Annotated in this window: 18 protein-coding genes; 9 read left to right on the top strand and 9 right to left on the bottom strand. The window is 46.7% G+C overall.

The annotated features are described in order from the left end of the window. Positions 1–80: 80 nt before the first annotated feature. On the top strand, positions 81–2,690 hold the full coding sequence (locus tag QUF61_RS11240) for a DUF4091 domain-containing protein (RefSeq protein WP_289681747.1): 2,610 nt from the start codon (positions 81–83) through the stop codon (positions 2,688–2,690). Positions 2,691–2,736: 46 nt separating this feature from the next. Here the strand turns inward: QUF61_RS11240 and QUF61_RS11245 are convergent, their stop codons facing one another. Next, the gene (locus QUF61_RS11245) at positions 2,737–3,561 is read right to left on the bottom strand and encodes an OmpA family protein (protein WP_289681748.1); all 825 of its coding nucleotides are present in this window, start codon (positions 3,559–3,561) and stop codon (positions 2,737–2,739) included. 102 nt (positions 3,562–3,663) lie between these two features. Between QUF61_RS11245 and QUF61_RS11250 the strand changes: the two genes are divergently transcribed. From QUF61_RS11250 to QUF61_RS11270, 5 genes are all read left to right on the top strand, one after another. Beyond that, positions 3,664–4,692: a M28 family peptidase gene (locus QUF61_RS11250; RefSeq protein ID WP_289681749.1), complete on the top strand. Its 1,029-nt coding sequence runs from the start codon at positions 3,664–3,666 to the stop codon at positions 4,690–4,692. Position 4,693: 1 nt separating this feature from the next. After that, positions 4,694–6,163, top strand: a complete 1,470-nt coding sequence (locus tag QUF61_RS11255; RefSeq protein ID WP_289681750.1) for a DUF3375 domain-containing protein — start codon at positions 4,694–4,696, stop codon at positions 6,161–6,163. Positions 6,164–6,225: 62 nt separating this feature from the next. Then, entirely contained in the window at positions 6,226–6,843 is a 618-nt protein-coding gene (locus QUF61_RS11260) for a DUF4194 domain-containing protein (protein ID WP_289681751.1), read from the top strand. Positions 6,844–6,885: 42 nt separating this feature from the next. Beyond that, entirely contained in the window at positions 6,886–10,284 is a 3,399-nt protein-coding gene (locus QUF61_RS11265) for an ATP-binding protein (RefSeq protein WP_289681769.1), read from the top strand. Next, positions 10,238–11,500, top strand: coding sequence for a DUF3322 domain-containing protein (locus QUF61_RS11270; RefSeq protein ID WP_289681752.1), 1,263 nt, complete (start codon positions 10,238–10,240; stop codon positions 11,498–11,500). The genes QUF61_RS11265 and QUF61_RS11270 overlap by 47 nt, the downstream gene beginning before the upstream one ends. Before the next feature lie 186 nt (positions 11,501–11,686). On the opposite strand, the gene QUF61_RS11275 is transcribed toward QUF61_RS11270, so the two are convergent. From QUF61_RS11275 to QUF61_RS11285, 3 genes are all read right to left on the bottom strand, one after another. Continuing rightward, positions 11,687–12,253, bottom strand: coding sequence for a DUF8082 domain-containing protein (locus QUF61_RS11275; RefSeq protein ID WP_103921347.1), 567 nt, complete (start codon positions 12,251–12,253; stop codon positions 11,687–11,689). Positions 12,254–12,259: 6 nt separating this feature from the next. Then, positions 12,260–13,432, bottom strand: a complete 1,173-nt coding sequence (locus QUF61_RS11280; protein WP_103921346.1) for a HAMP domain-containing protein — start codon at positions 13,430–13,432, stop codon at positions 12,260–12,262. Between the two features lie 244 nt (positions 13,433–13,676). Continuing rightward, on the bottom strand, positions 13,677–15,884 hold the full coding sequence (locus tag QUF61_RS11285; protein WP_289681754.1) for an OmpA family protein: 2,208 nt from the start codon (positions 15,882–15,884) through the stop codon (positions 13,677–13,679). 32 nt (positions 15,885–15,916) lie between these two features. Here QUF61_RS11285 and QUF61_RS11290 point away from each other — a divergent pair, with 32 nt between their 5' ends. The 3 genes from QUF61_RS11290 to QUF61_RS11300 all read left to right on the top strand — a co-directional run bounded on the left by QUF61_RS11290 (position 15,917) and on the right by QUF61_RS11300 (position 20,855). Beyond that, on the top strand, positions 15,917–17,149 hold the full coding sequence (locus tag QUF61_RS11290; protein ID WP_103921344.1) for a vWA domain-containing protein: 1,233 nt from the start codon (positions 15,917–15,919) through the stop codon (positions 17,147–17,149). A gap of 117 nt (positions 17,150–17,266) precedes the next feature. Next, complete coding sequence (gene bioF / locus QUF61_RS11295) at positions 17,267–18,430, top strand: 8-amino-7-oxononanoate synthase (RefSeq protein WP_289681757.1); 1,164 nt, start codon at positions 17,267–17,269, stop codon at positions 18,428–18,430. Between the two features lies 1 nt (position 18,431). Then, complete coding sequence (locus tag QUF61_RS11300; protein WP_289681759.1) at positions 18,432–20,855, top strand: reprolysin-like metallopeptidase; 2,424 nt, start codon at positions 18,432–18,434, stop codon at positions 20,853–20,855. A gap of 205 nt (positions 20,856–21,060) precedes the next feature. Here QUF61_RS11300 and QUF61_RS11305 read toward each other — a convergent pair whose 3' ends face one another. The 5 genes from QUF61_RS11305 to QUF61_RS11325 form a co-directional block, all read right to left on the bottom strand. Then, positions 21,061–21,618 (bottom strand): protein disulfide oxidoreductase, encoded by a 558-nt coding sequence (locus tag QUF61_RS11305; RefSeq protein WP_289681760.1) that lies wholly within the window; start codon positions 21,616–21,618, stop codon positions 21,061–21,063. A 69-nt stretch (positions 21,619–21,687) separates the two neighbouring features. Next, on the bottom strand, positions 21,688–22,593 hold the full coding sequence (locus tag QUF61_RS11310) for a respiratory chain complex I subunit 1 family protein (protein ID WP_103921340.1): 906 nt from the start codon (positions 22,591–22,593) through the stop codon (positions 21,688–21,690). Between the two features lie 3 nt (positions 22,594–22,596). Next, entirely contained in the window at positions 22,597–24,465 is a 1,869-nt protein-coding gene (locus QUF61_RS11315) for a proton-conducting transporter transmembrane domain-containing protein (protein ID WP_103921339.1), read from the bottom strand. 6 nt (positions 24,466–24,471) lie between these two features. After that, on the bottom strand, positions 24,472–25,932 hold the full coding sequence (locus QUF61_RS11320) for a complex I subunit 5 family protein (protein ID WP_289681763.1): 1,461 nt from the start codon (positions 25,930–25,932) through the stop codon (positions 24,472–24,474). Next, positions 25,929–26,402, bottom strand: a complete 474-nt coding sequence (locus QUF61_RS11325) for a sodium:proton antiporter (RefSeq protein WP_103921337.1) — start codon at positions 26,400–26,402, stop codon at positions 25,929–25,931. The genes QUF61_RS11320 and QUF61_RS11325 overlap by 4 nt, the downstream gene beginning before the upstream one ends. Positions 26,403–26,498 lie beyond the last annotated feature (96 nt).

Genomic DNA, 26,498 nt, shown 5'->3' on the forward strand with positions numbered 1-26,498 from the left:
ATTGAGAAGCTGTTAAACATATAACAAATCATGATATTGTGTACCTGCCTGAATATGACACCTCACAAAGGAGTCCCATCATGTTTTTAAAAAATATTGTATTAAGTTTTTTATTACTGCTGTTACATAGTCTGGCTACTACCCAAGCATTTGCCCAGACACCTACTCAGACACCTACTCAGACACCTGCTCAGACACTGGAAAATTTCAGTTATCGTTTGACTGAATCCACCCAGCAGCAATTGTTATGGACAACACCGCCCAGTGAACGTGTTTTCAAAGACAGCGTGGTACCGGAAACAACAGCCAGTGGTATCCGCTTATATGCTGCAAAAAATGAATTTGAGCCATTTTTATTAGTAATACAAGTACCACAAGACAGCACCCTAAATATACAGCTTCCTGATTTTGGTCATGGCATCCTGACCACGCTGCATCAGGTGCATTATGTCAATATCCAACAAGCCACTGATAATCTGGGGCGCATTGGCCCTTATCCTGATCCCTTACTGCCTTTAAGCAATCCCGCGCAACTCAGCTTAAAAGCCGGTGAAAATATGCCCTTGTGGTTTACGCTGCAAGTGCCGCCGACAACGCCAGCCGGTGATTATTCAGCCACAGTGACACTGGGTAATATCACTGTCCCTGTGTCCTTACATGTGTTTAATTTTGCTATCCCTGAAACCTTGCATGTGCACTCGCAGATGAATTTTTCCCATCAGGCGGTGCTGGAAAAATACGGTGTGCCGGGTACGGGTGATGAATATTGGCGCTATGTGTTAGCCATGAAACAGTTTTTTCTGGCGCATCGGCTGACACCAAAATCCACGCTGTGGCCCGGCGGCGTAACGGGTAGTGGTGCAGCGCCTTTTATTGATTATGATTGCGTGACGCAAAGCTTTAGCGATCCGCATGGCATCTGGGGTTTTGAGATTCCCGCCAGCGTTTTTCTGCAAGGCGTGGATTGGTTTAACAGCGGCACAGGGTTTCCCGAATTCATGGCGGCAACTTTTCGCAATAATGACGCATCCCAGGATCAACGCCCGGATGAATTTTGTGGTCACAGCCGTAGTGCAAACGACTGGTATACGGCGAACAATCCCAACACAGCTTATAACCAGGCCTGGTTTGCATACATCCGCGCTTTGCAGAACTACCTGAGTGGGCTTGGGCTGCTGGATAAGGCGCATTATTATTTTGCCAATGAACCACAGGATCAGGCTGATCACGATGCGGTCGCCTGGTATGCACGCCTGCTCAAACAGGCTGCGCCGGATTTAAAAATCATGGTCTCGGAAGAAGCCAGAGCAGAAATTTACGCTAATCCCACTTACGGTGCTGCCAATATCGACATCTGGCTGCCCGTACTGAACAACTATGATCCCGATATTGCCCGCCAACGTGCGCTGGAACACCAGGAAGAAAGCTGGATTTATTTTTTACATGGTACCCGCCCGCCTTATTTTAATCCGATTACGCTGGATCATCCCGGCATAGAAAGCAAACTCACGGGTTGGTTTTTATGGAAGTATCGCATTCGCGGCATTGCTTATTATGCGCTGAATCAGTGGAGCCGCAACCCGTGGACCGATCCCATGACCGATGGTCATAACGGTGATACGTTTATGCTGTATCCGCCCTCAGCGGATAATCAAGCCATCAGCTATGGCGCAACGGAACATCGTTTTGCCAGCTCTATCCGCTTTGAACTCATGCGCGACAGTCTGGAGGATTACGAATATCTGTACGTGCTTAATGGTCATAGTCAACCGGAACACAATCAGGCTACGCCAGCAGATACCCAGGCTGATAAGATTATTCAGGGCTTAACCAGTTATAACCGCGATAGTGAGTTTATTTATAATCTGCGCCGGGTGATTGGCCTTAAAAATGGTGGAGAAATCAGTGAAATTCCTGATTTAACGCCTGTTGCTGGTCATCCTCGCGCACAAGGTGCACCCGGTAATTATTATCTTAATTTCCAGGATCCCGCTGCTGAACCACTGGCAGAACCCTTGGTGGTGGATAATAAAACCTACCTGAAAATTGGCTGGAATGCTTATGATGAGCAACTGGGGTATGGTTGGTTTGGCGATTTGGCACATGTCATGTCCCGCTATGTGGACAGCGCACCAAACCCACTGCAAGCCAGTATTTTATTTGATGACTGGGGACGCCAGAAAAGCTTTGAATTCGATTTGCCCAACGGCAACTACAATGTGACGGTTTCCACCGGCTGGCAGGGGCGAACCTATAAGCGTAATTATATTAATATCGAAGGTGTTGATTTTATTAATGACGAAGCCACTGATCCTTATTTGCTGAGAACCCGGGAAGTCAGTGTGCAAGATGGCAAGCTCAGCATGGTGATGGGTATTTTTGATGAATACACCATGCTGAACTACATGGATATTGAAACGCTTGCACCGGTGAACAGCAAGCCAGTATTAAACATACAAACCCAGGATGAGGCGGTTAGTTTAAGCTGGAATGCAATCCCCGGTGCCTTGAGTTATACCTTATATTATGCGCCTTTAACACAAACACCTATCGAGACTTGGAATATGGGTGTACAAACACAGCTCAGCATCAATTTATGGTCAGGGGCAGCCTTTTATGTGGCGGTTCAGGCAAACCTGAGCCACGGCCCAGGGGAGTTTTCAGACATTGGTTTGCTGCAAATACCTTGATTAGGAGGCAAGAACCAGCGCTTGTTTTATAGCTGATTCGTGGTCTCTATTGCCCAGGAGCCAGCATAAAACCTTCACCAACATTAATTTCTTCAGTACGTTCCATATCCAGGTTGCTGCTTATCGTTTTCGCATAACGTCCGTGCACATAAGGATGAACCTCAACCCGGCGGTTGTTCGGGTTTTTGGTTTCATCTGCGCCACTGGCTTCACCAACGGCAATGGTGACAACGGTATTGGTGGGTAATCCGCGTTTTTGCAACATTTTCAACACCGCCTGATTGCGTTTTTCTGCGAGTTTGTAGTTATAGGCTTTATCGCCAACGGTGTCGGCATAACCAATTAACTCCAATGCAAACACGGGGTATTTTTTGAGAAAGTCCACCGTACCCTGGATTTTCTTTTTCTGACCACTTTGAATACGGCTGTTGGCAAAACCAAAATAGAGATTATGCTCAGGGATTGCAACGCCTTCAGGGATATGCAGAGCTTCAATATAAGACAAGCGATCATCCATCTGCTCAATGGTCAGGGTATTGCCTTCACTGATAATGGTGAGCGGAGCCATAATTTTTTCTACGGTTTGCTCTGCGTTTTTACGATGCTGCAAAGCACTTTTTGCCGCTTGGGTACCCTTAGCCGCCATTGCTGAACTGCCATGACCCCGTTGAAATTTATGATAAATATTTTCCGCCGTGTCCAGATTGTCTTCCGCTTTGTGCATATGTACCAGAAAATCACCAAAATAACCTGCTTTGGTTGCAGCCATCGCTGTTTCCATTTCACTGAGATCAATTTGTTTTGATGACGTGCTGCTACAGGCATTCAGCACAATGCTGAAAATCAGCAGTAACAGAATGTTTTTGTTCATGATTTTGACTCCTGCCAATTAAAAACTTGTTAGCAGTAAAAAAGCATGAATCATGCCTAAACAAAATATGGTTTGTAGTTTAATGACAATTTGTGCTAAAAAATGCTTTTGCATAACAGTAAAATCCAATATAAAACAGGGGTGGTTATTATCAAGAATACGATTATCAAATCTATTTTCCGCATTAGCTTATTATTTACTGTCATCCTGACAAGCATTTGGATCATAATCGCACGTCCTGTTTATACGCCGCAGACGCTACATGATGTTGAGGCATTGGTTAATACAGCGGCATTGCAACAACATGTCATTTTTTTAACTGAAACCACAGTCCCCAGAAACAGTGAAAACCCTGAAAATTTAGCACTTGCCGCTGACTATATTAAACAACAATTTGAGCAATCCACAGCCAGGGTTAATTTCCAAACTTACCTGGATCAGGGGCGTGAATATAAAAATATTATTGCTCACTATGGCCCGGAAACGGATGAGCGCATTGTTATTGGCGCGCATTATGATGCTTATGCGAATCTCCCCGGCGCAGATGATAACGCCAGCGGCGTGGCAGGTTTGCTTGAACTGGGTAAACTGTTAAGCGCTTTGCCATTAAAAAACCAAGTGACATTGGTAGCTTATACCCTGGAAGAACCGCCTTATTTTGCCAGCGATAAAATGGGCAGTTATGTACACGCCGCCATGCTGCAACAGCAAAATGTTAAAATAAAAATTATGATTGCGCTGGAAATGATTGGCTATTTCAGTGATGAACCTGGCAGTCAGGTTTATCCTATTCCAATGCTGAATCTGTTTTATCCTGATGCGGGTAATTTCATTGCGGTGATTGATCGCTTGCAATCCAACAAGGCGGCAGCCATCAAAGCCGCCATTAATACCTATACTGATTTGTCCGCTTACTCCATCAATGCACCGGATTACGTGCCGGGCATTGCGCTTTCCGATCACAGCAACTACTGGCTGTTTGATTATCCGGCGGTGATGGTGACAGATACCGCGCTGTATCGAAATCAGGCCTACCATACCCCCCAGGATACGCATGACAGACTGAATTATAAAAATATGGCAAAAGTGATTTATGGCATTTTTCAATATATCAAAACCATAGCCTCCTGATATGCAAACCGCTAAAACCAATCTTGACTACACCAGCCTTGAGTTATTACGCCAAACGCATCCTGCCTGGCGTTTATTATGCTCGCCTCATGCCGCACTGGTGGCAAGTTTTTTGAACCGTATTTTTATTGTGCCTAACGTGCGCACGATGGCACAAAGTAATCTGGTGGAGTCTCTGGAAGATGAGTTATTTGCCCTGCGCGAATATCTGGGCGCGGAAGCCTTCCCCAAACTCGCCCGTGATTATTTAAATGACTGGGCGCAACCTGAGCGGGGTTGGTTGCGCAAATTTTATAGGCAGGATTCTGATGAGCCATATTTTGACCTGACCCCAGCCACGGAAAAAGCGATTAGCTGGCTGGAAAGCCTCAGTGCACGCAGTTTTGTGGGCACGGAATCGCGTTTGCTCACCTTGTTTGAATTGCTCAAGCAAATGAGTCAAGGTAGTGAAACCGACCCGCAACTGCGAATTGCAGAATTACGCAAACGCCGTGATGAGATTGATACAGAAATCGCGCGTGTGTTAAGTGGGGATATACCGCTGCTGAATGCAACCGCCTTAAAAGATCGCTTCCAACAGTTTACCCAGCTTGCGCGTGACTTGTTAACCGATTTCCGTGAAGTGGAGCAGAATTTTCGGGTGCTGGATCGGCGGGTGCGCGAGCGCATTGCGCAATGGGATAGCGGCAAGGGCAGTTTGTTGGAACAGATTATGGGGGAGCGTGATGCAATTACCGATTCAGACCAGGGCTTGAGCTTTCGCGCGTTTTGGGATTTCCTGATGTCCAGCCAGCGCCAGGAAGAATTGTCCACGCTGTTGGAACGAGTATTGGCTTTGCCACCAGTCGCGGCACTACACCCAGATGCGCGGCTGTACCGGGTGCATTATGACTGGCTGGAAGCCGGTGAGCATACGCAACGCACGGTAGCGAATCTCAGCAAGCAACTCAGGCGTTTTCTGGATGATCAAGCCTGGCTGGAAAACCGCCGCATTATGGATATTCTGCACGACATTGAAAAAAAAGCCCTGGCACTGCGGGATTCAGCGCCAGAAACTGAAATCATGTATATTGCAGATACCAGCGCCAGTATTAATTTACCGCTGGAGCGCCCGTTGCATACGCCCACCGCCAAACCCCGCATTGAAAATATTGCTTTAACGGCGGGAGACAGTGAAGTAGATACCAATGCCTTATTTTCCCAGGTGGTTATTGATAAAAGCCAATTAATTCATCACATTCAGCATATTTTGCAAGATCGCGTGCAAGTGACTTTACGCGAAACCTGCGAATTACGACCTTTGCAGCACGGGCTGGCAGAACTGGTGACTTATTTACAGCTTGGTGATGTCGGTTTCAAAACCATGATTGATGAAACGATAACGGACACCATCATCTGGCAAAGCAGTGATAAAACTGGGCAAGCATGGGCGAAGCAAGCACAATTACCGCGTGTCATTTTTGTAAGATGAGTGCGACTATACCTTATTAATAAACCTTCTGGTGAACCTCAAAACAAAGTTGATAATATGCTATGGTGACACAAGAACCGATTGCAGATAACAATGATTTTTCCCTGGTCGTCATTGCTTTACTAAAAGGCATTGTGTATCAGGAAAATGATGATAAGTTATGGCATCGCTTGATGAATCTGCAAGCGCGGGTGCGTGATTACATCCGTGTATTGGGGCTGGAACTGGTGCTGGATGAAGCCGAAGGTTATGCGTTTTTACGCTCGCGCCCAACAACTGAAGATGAACCGGAAAGCAAGCTGCCGCGCCTGATTACTCGGCGCGCCCTATCCTTTCCAGTGAGTTTATTGTTGGCTTTATTACGCAAGAAACTGGCAGAATTTGATGCCAGTGGTGGTGATACCCGACTGGTGCTCAGCCGCGATGATATTGCGGAATTAATACGTGTATTCCTGCCTGACAGTAGTAACGAAGCCAAATTAATTGATAAGGTCGATACCCATATCAATAAAATCATTGACCTGGGATTTTTGCGCCGCTTAAAACCCGCGACAGGCAGTACCAGCAAACAAACAAATTTTGAAGTACGGCGCATTATCAAGGCTTTTGTGGATGCACAATGGCTGGCGGAATTTGATGCGCGGCTGGAAACTTACCGGCTGCATCTTCAGGAAAAATAATATTTAGAATTTTACACCCCGCAGGAGAACATTAGGCTGTTGATGAATAACGCAGAAAACCTGGATTTTATAAGCAATGATGTCACTGATGACACCCTGGCAGGCTTTCGTCTGCAACGCCTGGAAGTATTCAACTGGGGCACTTTTGATCAACAAGTCTGGACGCTGAACTTAAAGGGTAAAAACACCCTGTTGACCGGTGATATTGGTTCCGGCAAATCCACTTTGGTGGATGCCGTCACCACCCTGTTGGTGCCAGCCCACCGCGTGGCTTATAACAAAGCCGCAGGCGCGGATAATAAAGAACGCTCCTTGCGCTCTTATGTGCTGGGCTATTATAAATCTGAGCGCAATGAGGTCAGTGGCAGCGCCAAACCCGTACCGTTGCGTGATAATAATGCCTATTCCGTGATTCTGGGCGTGTTCCATAATGCCGCTTACGCGCAAAACATTACTTTAGCCCAGGTTTTCTGGTTTAAAAGTGGGCAGGGGCAGCCGGAGCGTTTTTTTGTTGGCGCGGAGCAGGATTTAAGCATTGCAACGGATTTTTCCCAGTTTGGTGCTGATATCACGGGTTTGCGCAAAAAATTACGTCAGCGCAAGGCCACCATCTTTAACAGCTTTCCCCCGTATGGAGCCTGGTTTCGCCGCCGTTTTGGCATTAACAACGAACAGGCGCTGGAATTATTTCATCAAACCGTGTCCATGAAATCAGTGGGCAATCTGACGGACTTCGTGCGCAAACATATGTTGGAGCCGTTTGATGTTGCCCAGCGTATTGCCGACTTAATCACGCATTACGAAGACTTAAACCGGGCACATGAGGCGATTCAAAAAGCCAGTAGACAAATTGAACTGCTCACCCCACTGGTGGATGATTGCCAGCGTCATGAGGCACTGACGGCGCAGGTGGCGGTATTACGTAATTGCCGGGAAGCGTTGCGGGTTTATTTCGGGCAGTTAAAACAGGATCTGCTGGACAAAAAACTTACCTCAATTAATACGGAATGGCAGCGCCATAACCGCAAGGTTGAGCGTTTGCAAAGCCACTTGCATGAGCTTGAAAACCAGATGCGGGCATTGCAGCAAAATATTGCCGATAATGGCGGTGATCGTCTGGCGCAGCTTGATGAAGCAATACGCCAGAAAACCGCTACGGGCAAAAAATGTAAAGAAAAGGCTGAGCGTTATGCAAGCTTATCCAAGCTTATCGGCGAAAAACCTGCTGTGGATGAGCATGGTTTTTTGCAACAAAAGCAGTATTTTTCCGGGTTGGCAGAAACGGCGCGGGAACAGGAAGCCGATTTGCAAAATCAGCTCACGGAATACAGCATGGATTTACGCCAAGGTCGTGAAAAATATCAGGAAATTGCCAATGAAATTAAAAGCCTTAAATCACGGCGCAGCAATATTGATACACAGCAAATCCGCTTACGCACGGCCTTATGTCAGGCACTGAATATTGCAGAAACGGATATGCCATTTGTTGGCGAGTTATTACAAGTGCATGAACAGGAACGTGACTGGGAAGGCGCGGCGGAACGCCTGTTACGGCATTTTGGCTTGTCGCTGCTGGTACCTGACAAGCTTTATCCCAAAGTGGCGCAATGGGTGGATAAAACCCACCTTAAAGGACGCCTGGTCTATTTTCGGGTGCGTCAAAGTGTTAATAATAAAATGCCGGACTTGCACCCGGACTCATTAGCGCGGAAACTTTCCATCAAGCCCGATTCACCATTTTATGACTGGCTGGCACAAAATCTGGCAGGCAGGTTTAATATCGCCTGTTGTATGACGCAGGCGCAGTTTCGCCGCGAAGCCCGCGCCGTTACCCGCGCCGGTCAAATCAAAATGCCCGGTGGACAGCATGAAAAAGATGATCGCTATCATCTGGATGACCGCAGTCGGTATGTGCTGGGCTGGAGCAATCAAGAAAAAATTGCTGCACTGGAAACCCGCACCAGCCTGCTGGAAGAAAAAGTAGTCAAGCTGGGTGCGTTGGTTGCAGAGATTCAAGCTCAGCAACAAACCTTAACTGAACGCCTGCATAGTCTCTCTAAATTGGAAGAATATATTGATTATCAGGAGCTGGACTGGCGAGCTATGGCGGCGGATGTCGCCCGCCTGGAAGATGAAAAGCGCGCGCTGGAAAATGCTTCCGACAGGCTGCAAAAATTGACTGAGCAATTAAAGGCAGCGGAAGCGGAAGCCGATGACACCAAGCAACAGTTAGACAAGCATAAAGACCTGCGTTCTAAAAGCGAGCAAAAGAAAATTGAGGCGCAAGACTTACGCGCGCAAATCCAGGCTTTATTGGCAGAAGCTGAGTATGAAGTTCATGCCGGATATTTTAAGCAACTGGAAAAGATGCGCGCAGAAGCCCTGCCGCAACAGTCATTGCGCGTGGAATCCTGCGATAACCGGGAACGTGACATGCGCGACTGGTTACAGCGCAAAATTGATGCAGAAGATAAAAAAACCAAAAATCTCAGTGAAAAAATTATCAAAGCAATGGTTTCTTTCAAGGCTGAATATTCGTTGGAAACCAATGAAATAGATGCCAGCCTTGCCGCAGCTTCTGAGTATCAGGCCATGCTCAACAGCTTGCAAGCGGATGATCTGCCGCGTTTTGAAGCACGTTTCAAAGAATTATTAAACGAAAATACTATTCGTGAAGTGGCTAATTTTCAGGCGCAGTTGGCAAAAGAGCGGGAAACGATTAAAGCGCGTATCAAACTGATTAACGAATCGCTGATTCAAATCGACTATAACCCCGCCCGTTATATCGTCCTGGAAGCGCAAGCAACGCCGGATGCCGATGTGCGCGATTTCCAGACGGAATTGCGTAGCTGCACCGAAGGCGCGTTGACCGGCTCGGATGACAGCCAGTATTCTGAAGCCAAATTTTTGCAGGTAAAACAGATTATTGAGCGTTTTCGCGGGCGTGAAGGTACTTCCGAGCAAGACCGCCGCTGGACCAACAAAGTCACCGACGTGCGCAACTGGTTTGTGTTTGCTGCCAGCGAGCGTTGGCGGGAAGATGACAGCGAGCAGGAACATTATTCCGACTCTGGCGGCAAATCCGGTGGGCAAAAGGAAAAACTGGCTTACACCATTCTGGCGGCAAGTCTGGCCTATCAATTCGGCCTGGAATGGGGCGCAGTACGCTCCCGCTCTTTCCGTTTTGTGGTGATTGACGAAGCATTTGGACGCGGCTCCGATGAGTCCGCGCAATATGGACTGACATTGTTTGAAAAGCTGAATCTGCAACTGTTAATCATCACCCCCCTGCAAAAAATTCATATTATCGAACCCTTTGTCGCCAATGTCGGTTTTGTGCATAATGAGGATGGACGCACATCCCGGTTGCGTAATATTTCAATTGAGGAATACCGTGCAGAAAAACAAAAACAAGAGGCCGCGCTGGACGCATCCATCTGATATACGCACCCAATTGCAAAAGCAATGGCAGCGCGGGGGAATACTAAGTGCCTTGGTGATGGGTAAAAATTTATTTCCCAAACGCCTCGCCATCAAAACACCCAGCGCAACTGAAATGCTTGAGCAATTTGAACCCGTTCGCGCCTGGATTGAAGCACTGCGCACCATGCCGCATTGCCGGGTGGAAATGCGCGAGTTTAAGCACAAAAATCTGGGGAAAAATACCGTGCCCCAGGCTATTTGGTTTGATGGTCTTGAAGACCTGCTGGCATTTATCGGCAAACATGCTGAAGTTAAACGCTTTATGGCAGTCATCGAAATCACGGAAAAACAACAACCGGCCCTGCTGGCATGGCTGGCAAAAAAACCACTACGGGCGCTGGCCTTATTGGCTGACTGGTCAAAGCTCATGCAGGTATTATCCTGGATGCAAACTCACCCGCGCCCTGGCCTTTATTTAAGGCAAATCAGCATCCCTGGCATTCACACAAAATTTATTGAAATCCATCGCGGGGTGCTGGCGGAATGGCTGGATCTCACCCTGCCTGCAAACGCCATTGATTTTAATGTCTCCGGTGTCAGCCAGTTTACCCAGCGTTACGGCTTTCGTGACAAACCGCTGTTGGTACGCTTTCGCCTGCTCGATCCAAAAATCAAGCTGCTGCCGGGAAATACCATGCAGGATATCAGCCTGGATGCCGATAGCTTTGCCGCTTTAAATCCGGCTGTGTCACAGGTTTTTATCACCGAAAATGAAATTAATTTTCTGGCATTTCCAGCGATGAAAAGCAGCTTAATCATTTTTGGCAAAGGTTATGGTTTTGAGATGCTGCACAAAGCCCACTGGCTCAGGCAGTGCCGGATTTATTATTGGGGGGATATCGACACGCATGGCTTTGCCATTCTCAGCCAGCTTCGCAGCCATTTTCCTGAGGTAAAATCATTGCTAATGGAGCGTAAAACACTGCTGGCATTTAAGCACCACTGGGGAAAGGAAGATGACCCCACCAAACGTGAGCTATCCGGCTTAAGCGCAGCAGAACAGGGTTTATATGATGATTTGCGCAATCATTGTTTACAAGAAAACCTGCGCCTTGAGCAGGAAAAAATTGCTTATGATTGGATAAGGGCGGTGCTTAGGAGTGAGGATAAAATAAATACAGAAACTGGGCGCAGGATTTTTATTCATTTTCAAGGCGTGAAAACAGGCGCATAGCAAGCTATGTAACTGTTTTCGGAACGCAGAAAATGGAGAAAAAGACCAGCCAAGTTGCTGAAGTTATAAAATTCTCACTCCTTATGACGCTGTAGACTTTCAGCTATAGTTTTTCAGATAATTAATTTCTCACGGAAACCTGACAGGTCTTCAAGACCTGTCAGGTTTTTGAAAACCTATAGTTTACTATTTTGCAATGGTTTGTCTGGCTGCAACGATAAAGTGCTGGCGTTCAACTTCTCCATCAATTTCTGTGGCAACACTGAGGATCATTTTTTCAACTTCATTGAGTGTTTTGGGTTCACCTGAATCTTCCAGATAATCATTACAGGTAAATTTGGCAAAAGGGCCAATAAAGTTAGCCAATTCAGCTTCAACTGCTTTTATACATAGCGCCATGCTTCCTGTTGCAGCAGGTTTTGCAGGGGTCTTCCCCTGTTTTAGTGATTTTATTGAATCACAAAGACGTTGCAGTACTTTCTGGGTATCTGGCAGGGGTGTTTCATGGGCATTTTCAAAAATATTCTCAGCAAATTGAACCCGTCCCCCAGTGATGTTTTCCAATTCCTGCATGGCTTCAATACTGGAATGACCCGCATCAAACTCTATTGAATGAATATTACCCTGCTGCATGGCAACACGCACCAGGTGACCGCCATCGGCAGTAATAAATAAAGTACCAGAGCGATGTTGCTGACAGATTTCGCACAACTCTACCATGATTTCATCACGACTTAGATGTGGATTATTCATGACTGATTAACCTCGCTGTAAGCGCTCCATGGCTTTGATCATACTTACGCGCAAGCGTTCAAAAGCTTTTGCAAGCTGACCAATTTCCCCTTTGTTGTCAACTTCAACAATGTCTGTATCCAGTTTGCCTTTACTGATAGCGTCAGCAACTTCAGTCAAGTGCTCAATAGGACGGGTAATCCGACCACTAATAAGCAATGCAATCAGTAATGCAATCACCAGCGTTATCACTAAAATAAGGGTGAATGTAGTTAAAAACAGATACACGCCGGCAAGGACTTTAGCGGCATCTTCTTTTAAGATTAAATGCCATGACATACTGGAACCAGGCACATCAACCTGAATGCTACTCAGTGTTAATCGGCGGGTATTAATTGAACCATCCTGACGCAGCAAACGCTTGTTGAGCGTTGGAAGCTCGGTTTCCAGGTTATACCCCGTATCTAAATCACGCTGACTGCCCCATTCATTATTATCATTGGGATGATGCATGAAAAAGCCCTTGGCATCCACTAATCTTGCACTGCCTAGCGTATCTAAAAATTGTCCGGCATCAATATTGGTAATCAGTATGCCAACTGTTTTATGTTTGCTGTTATAAACTTTTACGCCATAACGAATAACCGGTTTATAAGGTGTTTCAACTTTGCCCTGCTCACGATTTAAGTCCAGTGGTGAGACAAATACCTGTTGCCCACGTTGTTTCATGGTATCGGTGAAATAATAGCGACTGCCTTTATTTTGTAAACGCTCTGCGGCAATGATTTTAACCTTTCCACCTTTGGTATCAATTCGTACTATTTCTTGACCTGTTTCATCAAGGTAGCGTATCTGGTAATACACTTTTCGGTAATTTGATAAGGCGGCAAATTCCTGTTCTACATTTTTTCGTGCTTTTTCCAGTGCTTCAACGGAAAGTTGTTTTTCTCTTGCCCCAATATATTGCTTAAAAGGAACTGACTGGGTCAAAAATAACAAGTCACTACGTGCGGTAGCAAGAAAGCGCTCAATACTGTCTTTTAACGTCATCACTTGCTGTTGCTGCATGGATAGTGCTTGTGTTTTCAGTGCTTTTGCAGAACTTTGAATTGCAAAAAAACCCGTCACTAAAATTGGCAATAAAGTGATCAGTGTAAAAACGAGCATAAGTTTAGTACGTAATCGGTGATAAAATTTCATGAGTTATTATAATCCTTATTCTTTTGTAATAAGTTATTACTATTATATGATACTTCCAAATCCCGATGAGTACGCAAAATTAATGCCTGTTTTTTTCTTTAAATAATTATCCGGTAAGTCCAGCAGTACCCAAAGTGTGTTTTCTATTGCTTGTGCAGCCAGAATATGTTGCTGCTATTCTGGCTTTAAGCAATGAAAACGCCCTTTTGCTGTTAATACAATTAATAGAGGCTTCCGGGTGGCTCTATTTTACAACCAGGCGAATGCGGCGGTTTTTTTGTCGTCCTATTGCGGTGGCATTATCTGCAATGGGGTTGGCTTCACCTTTGCCTTCAACCTGAATTTTATTGGCATCCAGGGTTGTGTGTTGAATTAACCATTCTTTTACAAAAGCTGCGCGTTTTGTGGACAAACGCAGATTGTTTATTGCCGCACCATGGCTATCGGTATAACCTTGTAAAGTAATCAAATGATTTTTTAATGTGCTATGCGTCAAAGCGATGGCTAATTGTTCTAATAATTTTTGATCAGAGACTGACTGACTGGAACCGGGGGCAAAAGCAATTGTTAAATCCAGATATCTGCGACCATCTGCCAGTTTGTTTATCTCCGTTGCCAATAATGCCTGTGTAATTTCATTATCAGGCTGTGCTATTTGCTTTTCAGTATCAGCCTGTTTCTTGCTATCAGTTTTCTCAGTATCAGCAAGCTGAGTAAGCATTTTGTCTGTAGCGACTGCTTCTAGCGTAGCCTGCGTGACTGATTCGGGTTTTGAGGTGATTGCTTGCACTGCGTCCATGTTAGCCTGGGGTGCTTTCAGGCGGGTTAATGCTTCACGAATCTCTGTCATTGCAGCCAGTAAAGCAGGTTCTGTTTTACTGCTGCTGTCTTGCAATGCAGTTAACTGTGTCTGCATCATTTCCCTGCTGAGCGATGTTTGTTTATTTTGTTCTATCTGTGCCTGCATCGCCTGTTGTAACTGCTGTAAATCATTTTGCATGGTTTTTAGTAGTGCCTGCTGCTGCATACTGTGGTTTTGTGTTGTACTTATTTCCTGCTGATAATTGCCTAGCATTTGCTGAAGCTGTTGTGTGTTTTGCTGCCAGTGAGACAAGGACTGTTGTAATTGCGTATTATTTTTTTGCACGCTTTGCCCCATCGTCTCTAAAGCCGTCTGTAATTGTTGGGTTTGCGATGCTAAACCTGTCAATTGCGTTGTGTGCTGTTGTGCTGCATTGCTTGTTTGCAAAGCATTTAAGCCGGTAGCAATACTATCCTGTGTTTGCTTGAGGGTCTGTAATCCCGCTTGTATCTGTGCAATTTGTTCCTGATTTTGATTTTCTGACAGTTGTTTTTCCACATTTTGCAGGCTGTGGCTTAAAGTCTCCACCGTTTGCTGAAGTTCAGTTTGATCTTGCTGGATTTGCGCTTGAGTTTGCTGCTGTTGATTTTGGCTATGCTGTTGCCATTGTTCAAAAAGCTGCTGAACCTGTTGCCTGGTTTCCGGCATAAGCGTCTGCAATTGCGTTTCCAGACTTACCTGACTTTTTGCTAAACCAGTAATGGCTTCCTGGGATGCAAGTTTTTGTTGCTGATTGGCAAGCTGTGTTACGCTTTGTTGCAAGGTGTTTTGTTGTTGTTGATTTTGTTGCTGCCAGTTTTGGTTTTGGCTTTTAATGGCTGAAAATGCAGCCTTAATATCAGTTTCCAATGCTGCTTGCTCTGAACCTAAAGCTTGCGCCTGTTTATCCAAATGTATTTTCAAGCTGTTTAAGTTATCGTTTAACCCCGTTTGCTGCTGTTGCCAATGACTATCCATCTGCCCCAGATGCTGTGTCAGGTGTTGTGTTACCTGCTCAGTTTGCTGCGCTTGTAGCTGATTAATATTTTTTTCCAGTTGCGCTATGCTGGCAACCTGTGTCTGCAAAGTTGCCAAACTTTGTGTAAAATCTTGTCCTGTTGTCTCAACTTTTTGGGCAATCGAAGTCAAGGCATTATGAATGCGGTGTTCTTGCGTTTTTGCCAGCGATTGATTCATATTATCAATATCCAGCGGTGCGGCTAACCAGGCCAGGCTGCCCCAGATAATAGAAGAAGCCATCACTAATGACCCGGTCACCTTTAATGCCTGACGATTATTTTCATCCAGCTTAATCACCCGCACCAGCGTACCCCGTGATACCCACATATCCTTATCCAGACGGGTAAAACGCTCACCTTCCCGGGATTTGATCATGCTGCCGCGTGGCATCCAGGTGTCTTTATGCAAACGCTTGCTGGCAAATTCGCCGGTTTCCTCCTCCGCAGAGCTTGCCTGCTGATCCAATGCTTGTTGATATAAGCGGCTGCCCACATATAAAGCGACAATGCCTGCAAAAACCAGCAGAATGGAAAGCATACTTTTAGCAACGACAGCATAAAGCAAGGCGTCAGTATTGATGAAGGTATCCATGTTTTTTTCCTGAAAAATAGAATATTGTATTTATGAATGATATAGAAACCAAGCTCGCAGCAGCGCGAACCAAATTAATTCTGGACAAGCCTTTTTTAGGTGCGTTGGTCTTACGCCTGCCGATGAAAGCCGCCGCTCCTAAATGGTGCCCAACTACTGCCACCGATGCCAAACATTTTTTTTACAGCGAAGATTATATTCACGCCTTAAGCCTGGATCAGGTGCAGTTTGTTCTGGCACACGAAGCACTGCACTGTGCCTTATCCCATTTTGCCCGCCGCCAGCACCGGGTGAAATTTCGCTGGGATCTGGCCTGTGATTATGCCATTAATCCATTGTTATTGGTTGAAGGATTAACACCACCACCGGATGTCAATATTATGCCTGATTTTAAAGACATGACGGCAGAAGAAATTTATCCCATGCTCGATGAAAATAACAGCGATGAACCGATGGATAAGCATGTGTATGATGAACCAGATAAAAATGATAACAGCAATCAACAGTCGCAGCGGGATAAAAATGAGAATGAGCCGGAGCAAGGTGATGTTGGCGACGCTGATAATCAACCACCGGAAGCCGAACTGGATAAAAATAAAGGGGGAGCCAAACAACCCCCACCTTTAAGCCAAGATGAGCAGGAAAACCTTTCCGTACAATGGCAACAGCGTCTGGCAGGTGCAGCACAACAGGCGCAACAAGCAGGCAAGATGGGCGCTGCGATGGCGCGTCTGGTGGATCACTTATTACAACCGCAACGCCCCTGGCGCAGCCTGCTGGCACATTATATGACCCTCAATGCCCGTGATGATTACAGCTATATGCGTCCCTCGCGGCGTGAAGGTGATGCCATTTTACCCAGTTTGCGCAGCCATCAACTGGAAATTGCCGTGGCCTTGGATAGCAGTGGTTCCATCACGGATAAAGAAATTCAGGCATGTTTGTCAGAAGTGGACGGCATTAAAGGTCAAATCCGGGCGCGGGTCACTTTATTGGCCTGTGATGCTGAAATTGATGAAGATGCGCCCTGGGTGTATGAACCCTGGGATACCTTCAGTCCGCCCAAACAGTTTAATGGTGGTGGCGGCACACGTTTTACGCCGGTATTTGAATGGCTGCAAGGTGCGGATAAACAACCGGATTTATTAGTCTACTTTACTGATGCCGAAGGGGAGTTTCCGGCACAGCCGCCTGATTTTCCGGTATTGTGGCTGGTGAAGGGGAAGCGTAAAGTACCTTGGGGCCAGCGTATTCAGTTGAATTAAGTTGCTTTCCTATCGACTTTCAGGCATATAATTTCCCATTGACAGCACGCCATTTAGACATTTAATATCTGAAAATCTATATTTCAATATTTATAATTCATCATTGATTAATCGGCTATGCTCTCCTTAAAAAAACACTTAGAACAACAACTACAACAACGTCAGCAAGCGAATTTATACCGCCATCGAGCCTCTCATCTGGAGCCACAGGCTGTTATCCGCCATATTCAGGGGCGCTCTTTTATTTCCTTTTGCAGTAATGATTATCTGGGATTGGCAAATCATCCGGCACTGGTCAAAACCTGCCAGAGTGGGTTGGAAGATTATGGGCTGGGCGCGGGCGCGGCACATTTGCTGCACGGGCATAGTCAGGCCCATGAACAATTGGAAACCGCGCTGGCGGATTTTACTGGACGGGAGCGGGCATTATTGTTCTCCACCGGCTATATGGCAAATCTTGGGATTATCAGTGCTTTGCTGGACAGACAGGATGCGGTTATTCTGGATAAACTCGATCATGCGTCTTTAATTGATGGCGCGATCCTATCCCGCGCCCAAATCTATCGTTATCCACATGGCAACCTGGAAATACTCGAACGTCAACTGAAAACCGCCGCTGAGCGGTCACGCTTTTGCTTGCTGGTCACTGATGGCGTATTCAGTATGGATGGCACCTTAGCGCCGCTGCCGGAAATGGTTGCTCTGGCGGCAAAGTATCAAGCCTGGCTGATGGTGGATGATGCGCATGGTTTTGGGGTGTTGGGTGATTCGGGTGGGGGTTGCCTGGAACATTTTGCGCTGGATACAGAACAAGTGCCGATATTGATGGCAACCCTGGGCAAGGCTGCCGGGGTGTTCGGCGCTTTTGTCGCAGGCAGCGAAGTGCTGATTGAAAGCCTGATTCAGAGCGCGCGCAGTTATATTTACACCACCGCCCTGCCACCTGCGCTGGCTCTGGCGACCCGGCAAAGCCTGCAATTAATCCAGGATGAAACTTGGCGGCGACAGCATTTACAGCAACATATCCAGCATTTTCGGGCGGGTGCGAAAAAACTGGGTCTGCCTTTAGTGGATAGCCTCACACCGATACAACCGGTGATTTTAGGCAGCAGTGAGCAGGCTTTGGCTGCAAGTAAGCTATTATATGAGGCAGGTTTATTGATTAGTGCAATTCGCCCACCGACAGTACCGAAAAACAGCGCGCGTTTAAGGATTACTTTTTCAGCTTCACATGAGGCGCAGCAAATTGATTATTTATTGTCACAATTAGCGAGATTATAAAATGCTGTTGGCAAAATCCGGGGTTGTTTGTGGCTTATGCGGGTTGATTTTCAGCCAAAGTGTTGGCGCGATACTCATGCCTGCGGGTTTAACGCGCTTATGGCAGGATTTGCCCACAGCAACAACGCGCCGTAGTCTGCAAAATCTTAAGCAAGCGCGTCATATCCACCTGGATATTCAGGCGCTGCGCCAGCAATTGCAGGCAGCGCATTTGCGCCGTAGCGCACAATCTGTATTCCTGCCGATGCCTGATGGCAGTGATGCCGCGTTTCAAATTCGCCCGCAAAACACCTTATCCCCTGCTTTAGCCAAACATTACCCGGAAATTCTGAGTTTTTCCGGTTATGCGATAACAGATCCCGCGACTATTGTGCAACTGGATATCAGCGAGCATGGTTTTTCCGCACAAATATTAGACAGCAAGGGGCAAACGATTTATATCCGACCTGAGCATGATGCGCAGTCACATTATCTCAGCTATTTTAAGCATCAGATAACACAGGCGCGCAGCCTGACTGTTGATGACCGTTTATGGCTGCCAGCATCTGCCTTGCCTCCTAAAACCAGCTTACGCCGCTCTGCCACAACCGATAATCTGAATATAAAAATCACTTATCGCCTTGCAGTGGCGGCAACGGGGGAATTCAGCCAGTTTTATAACGCGGACAAGGCACAGGTGTTATCGGCGATTGTCAGCCAGGTTAATCAACTGAATCAGATTTATGAACGTGATCTGGGCGTGCGCCTTGAACTGGTGGAAAATACGGAACAACTGATTTATCTTAATCCCGAAACCGATCCTTATACAGCAGGGGATTTGCCATTATTACTGGAACAGAACCAATTACAAATGGATCAGGTGATTGGCAGTGAAAATTATGATATTGGTCATGTTTTCACCACGGAGCAAGGTGGGCTGGCAGGTGTTGGCACCTTATGCTCATATTATTACAAAGCTTATGGGCTTTCTGGATGCGCCTCACCCACAGACGTGCATTTTGCAGTGGATGTATTGGCTCATGAAATTGGTCATCAGTTTGGCGCAACACATACTTATAATGGTAGTCGTGGTGCTTGCAGCCAGCGTTATGCCGACACCGCTTATGAACCGGGCAGTGGCTCCACGATTATGAGTTACCCTGGTTTATGTGCACAGGATAATTTACAAAATCACGCACAAAGCAATTTTCACAGCGCCAGTTTAGCGCAAATACGCCAATATATTTTACAAACACCAGAAAACTGCGGCAGATACAGCATAGCAGCGTTACCCTTAGCTAACCCTGTTGCCAGCCCGGTTTATGTGATTCCCAGGCAAACCCCGTTTATGTTAAGTGGCAATAGTGAGGTTTCACAGCAGGCCAATTACAGTTATAGTTGGGAACAATGGGATTTAGGCAGCACGGGACAGTCACTGTTACAAGATATTGGCAGCGGCCCCTTATTCAGGGCATTTCCTCCCACGCAGTCAGCAAAGCGCAGCTTTCCACAAATGAATGATGTTTTGTATCAGACAACAACAACGGGGGAAATTCTGCCCAGCACCCGGCGCAGCCTGAATTTTCGTTTAATTGCGCGGGATAATCAGGGCAGCGCTGCCACAACAATACAAACCCAAACCATTGAAGTCAGCGATCAAGCCGGGCCATTTCGTTTTAGCTGGCCCAATCGTGCCGTACAATGGCAGGGTGGCAGTATCCACCGTATCCGCTGGGATGTGGCAAATACCAATCAGGCACCGGTCTCCTGTGAGGCATTATCATTAATGCACTCAGAGGATGGTGGCTTGAATTTTAATACGCTGCTGGCGGATTACCTGGAAAATGAGGGCAGCACTTTGATTCGCTTACCAACAGATTGGAATTATCAACATAATCGCTTGCGTTTATCCTGTGTTAATAATCTGTTTTTTGCAGTCAACCCTGTAGATTTTCATATTTCACCACAGCAATGGGTGGATGGCTTGCCTCGCAGTCAGGCGATGGTGCTTAATGCTGACCCGCAATCCACATCCAGTCTTACAGAATTTGTTTTGCAACTGGAAAGCAATCAGGGGCAACGGGGTAATGATTTATTGCTTGATAGTCAGGATCAGGTGCAAATTGCCATGAAAATAGATGCCGATCTGGAGGATATTAATCAAGCGGCAGATACTTTTATTCTGATGTTTTATGCTAATACTGCCTATCAGTTTACCCCACAGGGCTTGTTAATGTGGGATGCCAAGCTGGAAAATTTAATACCTATAGCGCATTATCCAGCATTACAGGCCAGCACTTTATTGGATATTTACCAGGGTTCTTTATCCGGCGTGGCAGGGCATTTTTTATTTTTTACCGCCTATCGTCTCACTGAGGGCTTGCAGGCGGGTAAACTGGTTTACAACCAACTCCCCTTGTCCTTACAGGTGCAGAACAATGATTAATCTGAGTTCGACATAAGCTTCTTTCAGCGCTTGCAGCCAGTGCTTAAAACCGCTCTCGGACAGACTCCTATTCCGCATTGTAAAAACCGTTACATAGCTTACTATGTGCCAGTTTTCACGCCTTGAAAACGGATAAAAATCCTGCGCGCTATGGGGGCGTTATTTATTGCGAGTTACCTTGGTTTATCAGAAACTGGATCACAGATTAAAACCCTGCTAACCACAAACGGGCACGCAGTCCCCAACTACTGGTTAAACCCGGCTCAATAAAACGCACCTGCCCCTGGCTGTCGAGAATAAAGCTGTTCGGTATACCCTGTACGCCATAAGCGGAACCCAGTTTACCGGCATCGTCCACCAGCACGGGCATTTGCAGTCCTTCTTTTTGTAAATGCGCACGAATCGCAGCATTATCACCACCTTGATAAGCCACCGTAATTACCGGATAGTCTTTTGCCAGGTTTTCAATAGTGCCATCCATCAGCCCACAAATCGGACACCAGGGTGCCCAGAAATACACCAATACCGGTTTACCCCGATAGTCCCGTAGATTCATACTCGGGCCATCCAGAAACTGCCCTGAAAATACGGGGGCTTCACCGCTGATGGCATCTTTGAGCATATAACTACGAATGCCGATAATGATCACCAGCAAAATAAGAATTTCAATAGCCCAGCCTAAAATACGGCGCTTCAGGGGCTTTTTAGTTATTTTTTTGGATTCTTGGGCAGACGATGCTGCTGTTTCTGTTTGCTCGGACATGAGTCTGACTGTTCCAGATTTTAATGTGATGGCAATTTTAATTAAAAACAGCCCCATAAAAGGCTATTTTTATACGTTACTCATGACTAGAGCCAATCCTGCCAAGGCAATCATCACCGGCCATTTCCACAACCAGCGCACGGCATCTTCAGTACGGTAACGCCCATAAACATTGGTAATGGAAACAGCGATCAATACCACAGCAAACACCTTGGGCAGGAATGTCAGCCAGTTTAAGCCACCGCCAAGAAATAAAGTGGTATATAACACGCCCACGGTATAGAGCTGGAAGCACTGCATCACAAACAAAGTGCCCATGTATTTACCACTCATTTCCACCATCGGCCCGGTTGCAATTTCAGCGGGGGCGACATACAGCTCAAACGGCTCTTTGCCCAGCATGGCGTGCATGGTCATTAAACCGGCAAGCGCGAGCAGTGGCATGGTTGTTAAGCCCCAGCTCTGCAAACCCTGTTGCTGCTGAATTTCAATAATCGTGGGCAGACTGGTAGTGCCGTAATGGATGGCAGCACCCGCAACCACGATAACAAAAGGAATGTCATAAGCCAGCATGGAGGTCAGGGCACGGGAAATCCCAATAGAACCATTGGGATTGGCGGTTTGTCCAACTCCCATTGCCATGCCCAGCATGGGCACCATCAGCAGATACATCAGGGTGAGTAAATCGGCCTGATGGGCAACACCGTCCATACCGGGAACGGGTAAAAAAATCTCGCTGGCAATATAACCGCCGAGCAGCATCATCATTGCCACATCATGCATATAACCATGTGAAATTTGCGTTTTTTTGGCGTAGAGCTTAACGATGTCATACACCGGCTGGAAAAATGGCGGGCCGACGCGGCGCTCAATTTTTGCCCGCACCTTGCGCATCATTAACACCAGCAGCAAACCCACCAGAAAAGCAACCAGCGGCATCAAGACCAGTTCCAGTAACAGTTCACCTGTATTCATAGCTCATCCTTTAACAATCAATGCCAGCGTGACGACAAGCGCGGCAACGAGATATAAACTGGCGTAAACCACCTGGTAACTGTCATAAAAAACTTCTGACAATAACTTGGCAAAGTGGCGCAGTCCCATTTCAATGTTTAATACCTGCTGCCCGAACCAGCCACCAATAATACGCATGAGGCCGGGATAAAAATTATGACTGTATTGATACGGGGTTTTGGCGGATAAAAAATGCCCCCCCGCATAGTTATCCCACTGATGGGTGACATGACGCTTATTACCCAGAAACAGGAAAATAACTGCGCCAATACCAATGCCGTAAAACAAAATACCGGTGACCCATAGCATATTCAGACTGCCACTGGGCCAGGTGATACCGCCCAAGTGGTGCGGTAATAAGTCATAACCCAGCGCAGCTTGCGCGGCATCAACGATGGTTAAGGCCAGCCCCGGCATCGCACCGGTGACAAAGGCAATCAATACCAGAATTAACATCGGCGCAATCATGGATAAAGGGGCTTCTTTTAAGGTGAAATGAGCTTTGCGCAGTTGTCCGAGGAAAATATTATGTATTAATTTATAAACGCTTAATATCGTACCCAGGGTGCTGATACTGGCAGCAACCAGCAGCATGGGCATATTGGCGTCCATCAGTGATTTGTAAATCAGCCATTTTGAGACAAAACCATTCATGGGGGGTAGTCCGGCAAGGCCAATAATGCCCATCAGTAATACGATGAATGTCCAGGGCATACGGGTAATCAAACCGCCCAGCCTGTCCAAATCCGCAGTGCCAGCGCGATAAATCACTGCCGTAACCGCTAAAAATAAAGCCGCCTGATAGGAGGCGTAATTCAGAATATGCAGCAAACCACCGGCGATACCCATTGGCGTGCCAACCGCCAAGCCCAGCAGCATAAAACCACCTTGCCCGATGCCATGCCAGGTTAGTAATAAGCGCGCATCGGTTTGTTGCAGGGCAATAAAGGTGGGAATGATGGCGGTTAAGGCCGCCAGCCATAATAACAGGCTTTGCGCGTCAATAAAGGCAAACAAGGGCATGGCAAGTATTTGCAAACGCTCCATGCCAATGGGTTTAAGCAAGACGATTAACAAGGCAAATAAACCCATGCGCGCAGCAATGGCATTGAGAAACGCAGCGCCAGCACCGGGGGTTTCGGAATAAGCCGTTGCCTGCCATAAATGAAAGGGTAATAAGGCCATTTTAATACCAAATGCGCCCACGAATAGCAGAGAAATTGTCCACAATAAGGCACTGGGCAAAACCGGCAGCGCATCCCAGAAAGCTTCAAACTGGAAGGAATGGATACGTACATTAATCAGCACAATCGCCGTCAGCAGCATCATGGCTCCAGCCATGGCATACAATAAGTAGCGAAATGCCGCGTCTGCCGCCTTGCCACCGCGCTGGGTCATCATCAGATAAGCAGCCCAACTCACCAGTTCCCAGCCGATAAACAGGCTGAGGAAATCCATGCTGGATAATAACAGCAGCATGGCAAACACATTCACCGCCATAGCCACATGTTGCAGATGCATATTTTTTTGCTGCTGTCCCCATTCTCCGGCGCTGAATGCACTGGTGAGCATCGCCGCAATAATGGTAATCAGGGCAAAAAACCAGCCCAGTCCATTCATGCCCCAATGCAGTTGGTGGCCTTGTATCATAAAATGAAAACTGGAAGGGACTGAAATGTCGCCACTAAAACCTTTCCAAATCGCCAGCAGCATAATCAATTGCATAGCATAAGCGGCGACGGCAAACCAACCCGCCATGGGACGTCGCCCGAATAATAACAATATTAATACGGTTGAGAGCGATAATAAGAATAAAAAATCCAGTGTCGTCATCAGCCATTACTCTCCAGTTTGCCACATTGGCAGGGTATGCTTGATATAAGTCTCGGTATCATTGGCATGGTAGGCCATTTGGGTCAATTCATCACTGATAGTACCAATATTCAGGCTGATAAGCAGTAATAAAACCAACAGCAGGGCGGCAGGCCAAAGTTCTCGGTCAGGGGGAATGTTTACCGGCGGTTGATTGTTTTCGCTTTGGAATAACTGGCGGTTAATGCGCAACCAATAGGCGGTTTCGATCAGTGTTGTCAACACAATCAGCACAATAGCCCAGTTAAAAATACCACCCGCAGTCAGCCCCGCCTGGAACAGCAGCAGTTTTGCCCAGAAACCGGGTAAGGGCGGTACGCCGATTAATGAGAGCGTCATGATGAGAAAAATGACGCTTGCCAGTGGCGCAACCTTGACTGCGCCAGATAATTTCTGCCAGTGTCCACCCCAGTTTTCGATGAGTAAAAACAGCGCGGGTTTAGCTACCGCATGATGCGCAGCCAAGGCAACACCGGCAATTAACCCCGCCTCACCAGGAATTGAGAAGGCGATAGCGATTAAACCCAATTGCCCCATTGAAGAATACGCCAGTATCCGGCGCAGGTCGGTTGCGTGCAGCGCGGCAAACTCTGCGGTCAGTAAGCCCAGCGCCCCAAAACCCAGTAATATCAGGTAAGCATCACTGCCTGCATATAACAGTAACAATAAACGTACAATAATTAACATGGCGAGTTTGGAAACAAAGCCACCGAGCAAAGCAATCACCCGAATCGGTGCATGTGCATAAACTTCAGGTACCCAGGTATTGACTGCAAATAGTTCTGCCTTGACCCCTAAACCTATCAACATAAAAGCAAATGCCGCCAAACCGGTGGTGCCGTGCAATAACTCCGGCGCAAGCACCGCCAGATGCGATAAGTTCAAAGTGCCAGTCAGTGCGTAAATCAAAGCAATGCCCAGCAATAACATGCTGGAGCCTAAAGCGCCAACAATCAGAAAACGTAAACTGGCAGCAAATGATTGACCACAGTGCCTGCGACTGGCGGTTAAACCATAAGAGGCCACTGCCATGATCTCAAAAAATACATAAATATTAAATAAGTCACCAGACAGCGCCATACCCGTGCCGCTGCCTATCAGTAACAAGGTCAGCATTTCTTCCTGTAAGCGACGATGCCATGCGCCCAGCCATAACGACAAGGAGCCTGCTAATAGCAGAATAATAAACAGCAAGGCAAGGTGATCGATATAATAGGTAATGCCTAAAGGCGCGGCAAAGCCCCCCATCAACAAACTTTGCGGCCCGACCATACTGACGCCGAACCATAAAGCCAGTGCAATAATCAGATTGGTAATTACCACCATAGGCGCGGCCCAGTAAGCGGCGCGCAGATAATGCTGGTATACCAGGGGCAAGAGAAATGCGCCAAGAAAGGGTAAGGCAATAAGGAGAACTGGCCCGATCATGTGTCAGAACCTCCACGGGTCAACGTATTTGGAACAGTGGCAGCCTGTCTGGAGCAGTTTGAGCGGGTAAAATCATGGTGGCTTAATTGCTGGGATTGTTGCTGGGTAATGTTGGCAATTTCCTGTATATCCAGGGTGCCATAAAAACGATAGACTTTAATCACCAGAGACAAGGCCAGTGCCTGTACGCCAACGCCAATCACAATCGCAGTCAATACCAGCGCTTGTGGTATGGGGTCAACCGCCAAAGTAGTCAGTGCAGTTTGCCCACTTTCTAAAATTGGTGCAATGCCACCGGGGTGAAAACCAATGGTCACCAGTAACAGGTTAATGGCAGATTCCACCAATACCAAACCCAAAAGGATGCGAATCACATTACGGTAAATCAACATTGTCAGCAATCCCAGCAACAGCAATCCGATTACGCCCAGATACGCAAAAATATAAATCCAGCCTGCATCATCTGTCATTATTTTTTCTCTTATTAATTGGTGTTACGCAAAAGCTTCTTTTTCTTCACGCCGGTTTTCATTTGTGCCTTGCCAATCCCTGTTTTGTATTTTCAA

The sequence above is a fragment of the Candidatus Venteria ishoeyi genome, from assembly GCF_030378065.1.
GTDB classification, from domain to species: domain Bacteria; phylum Pseudomonadota; class Gammaproteobacteria; order Beggiatoales; family Beggiatoaceae; genus Venteria; species Venteria ishoeyi.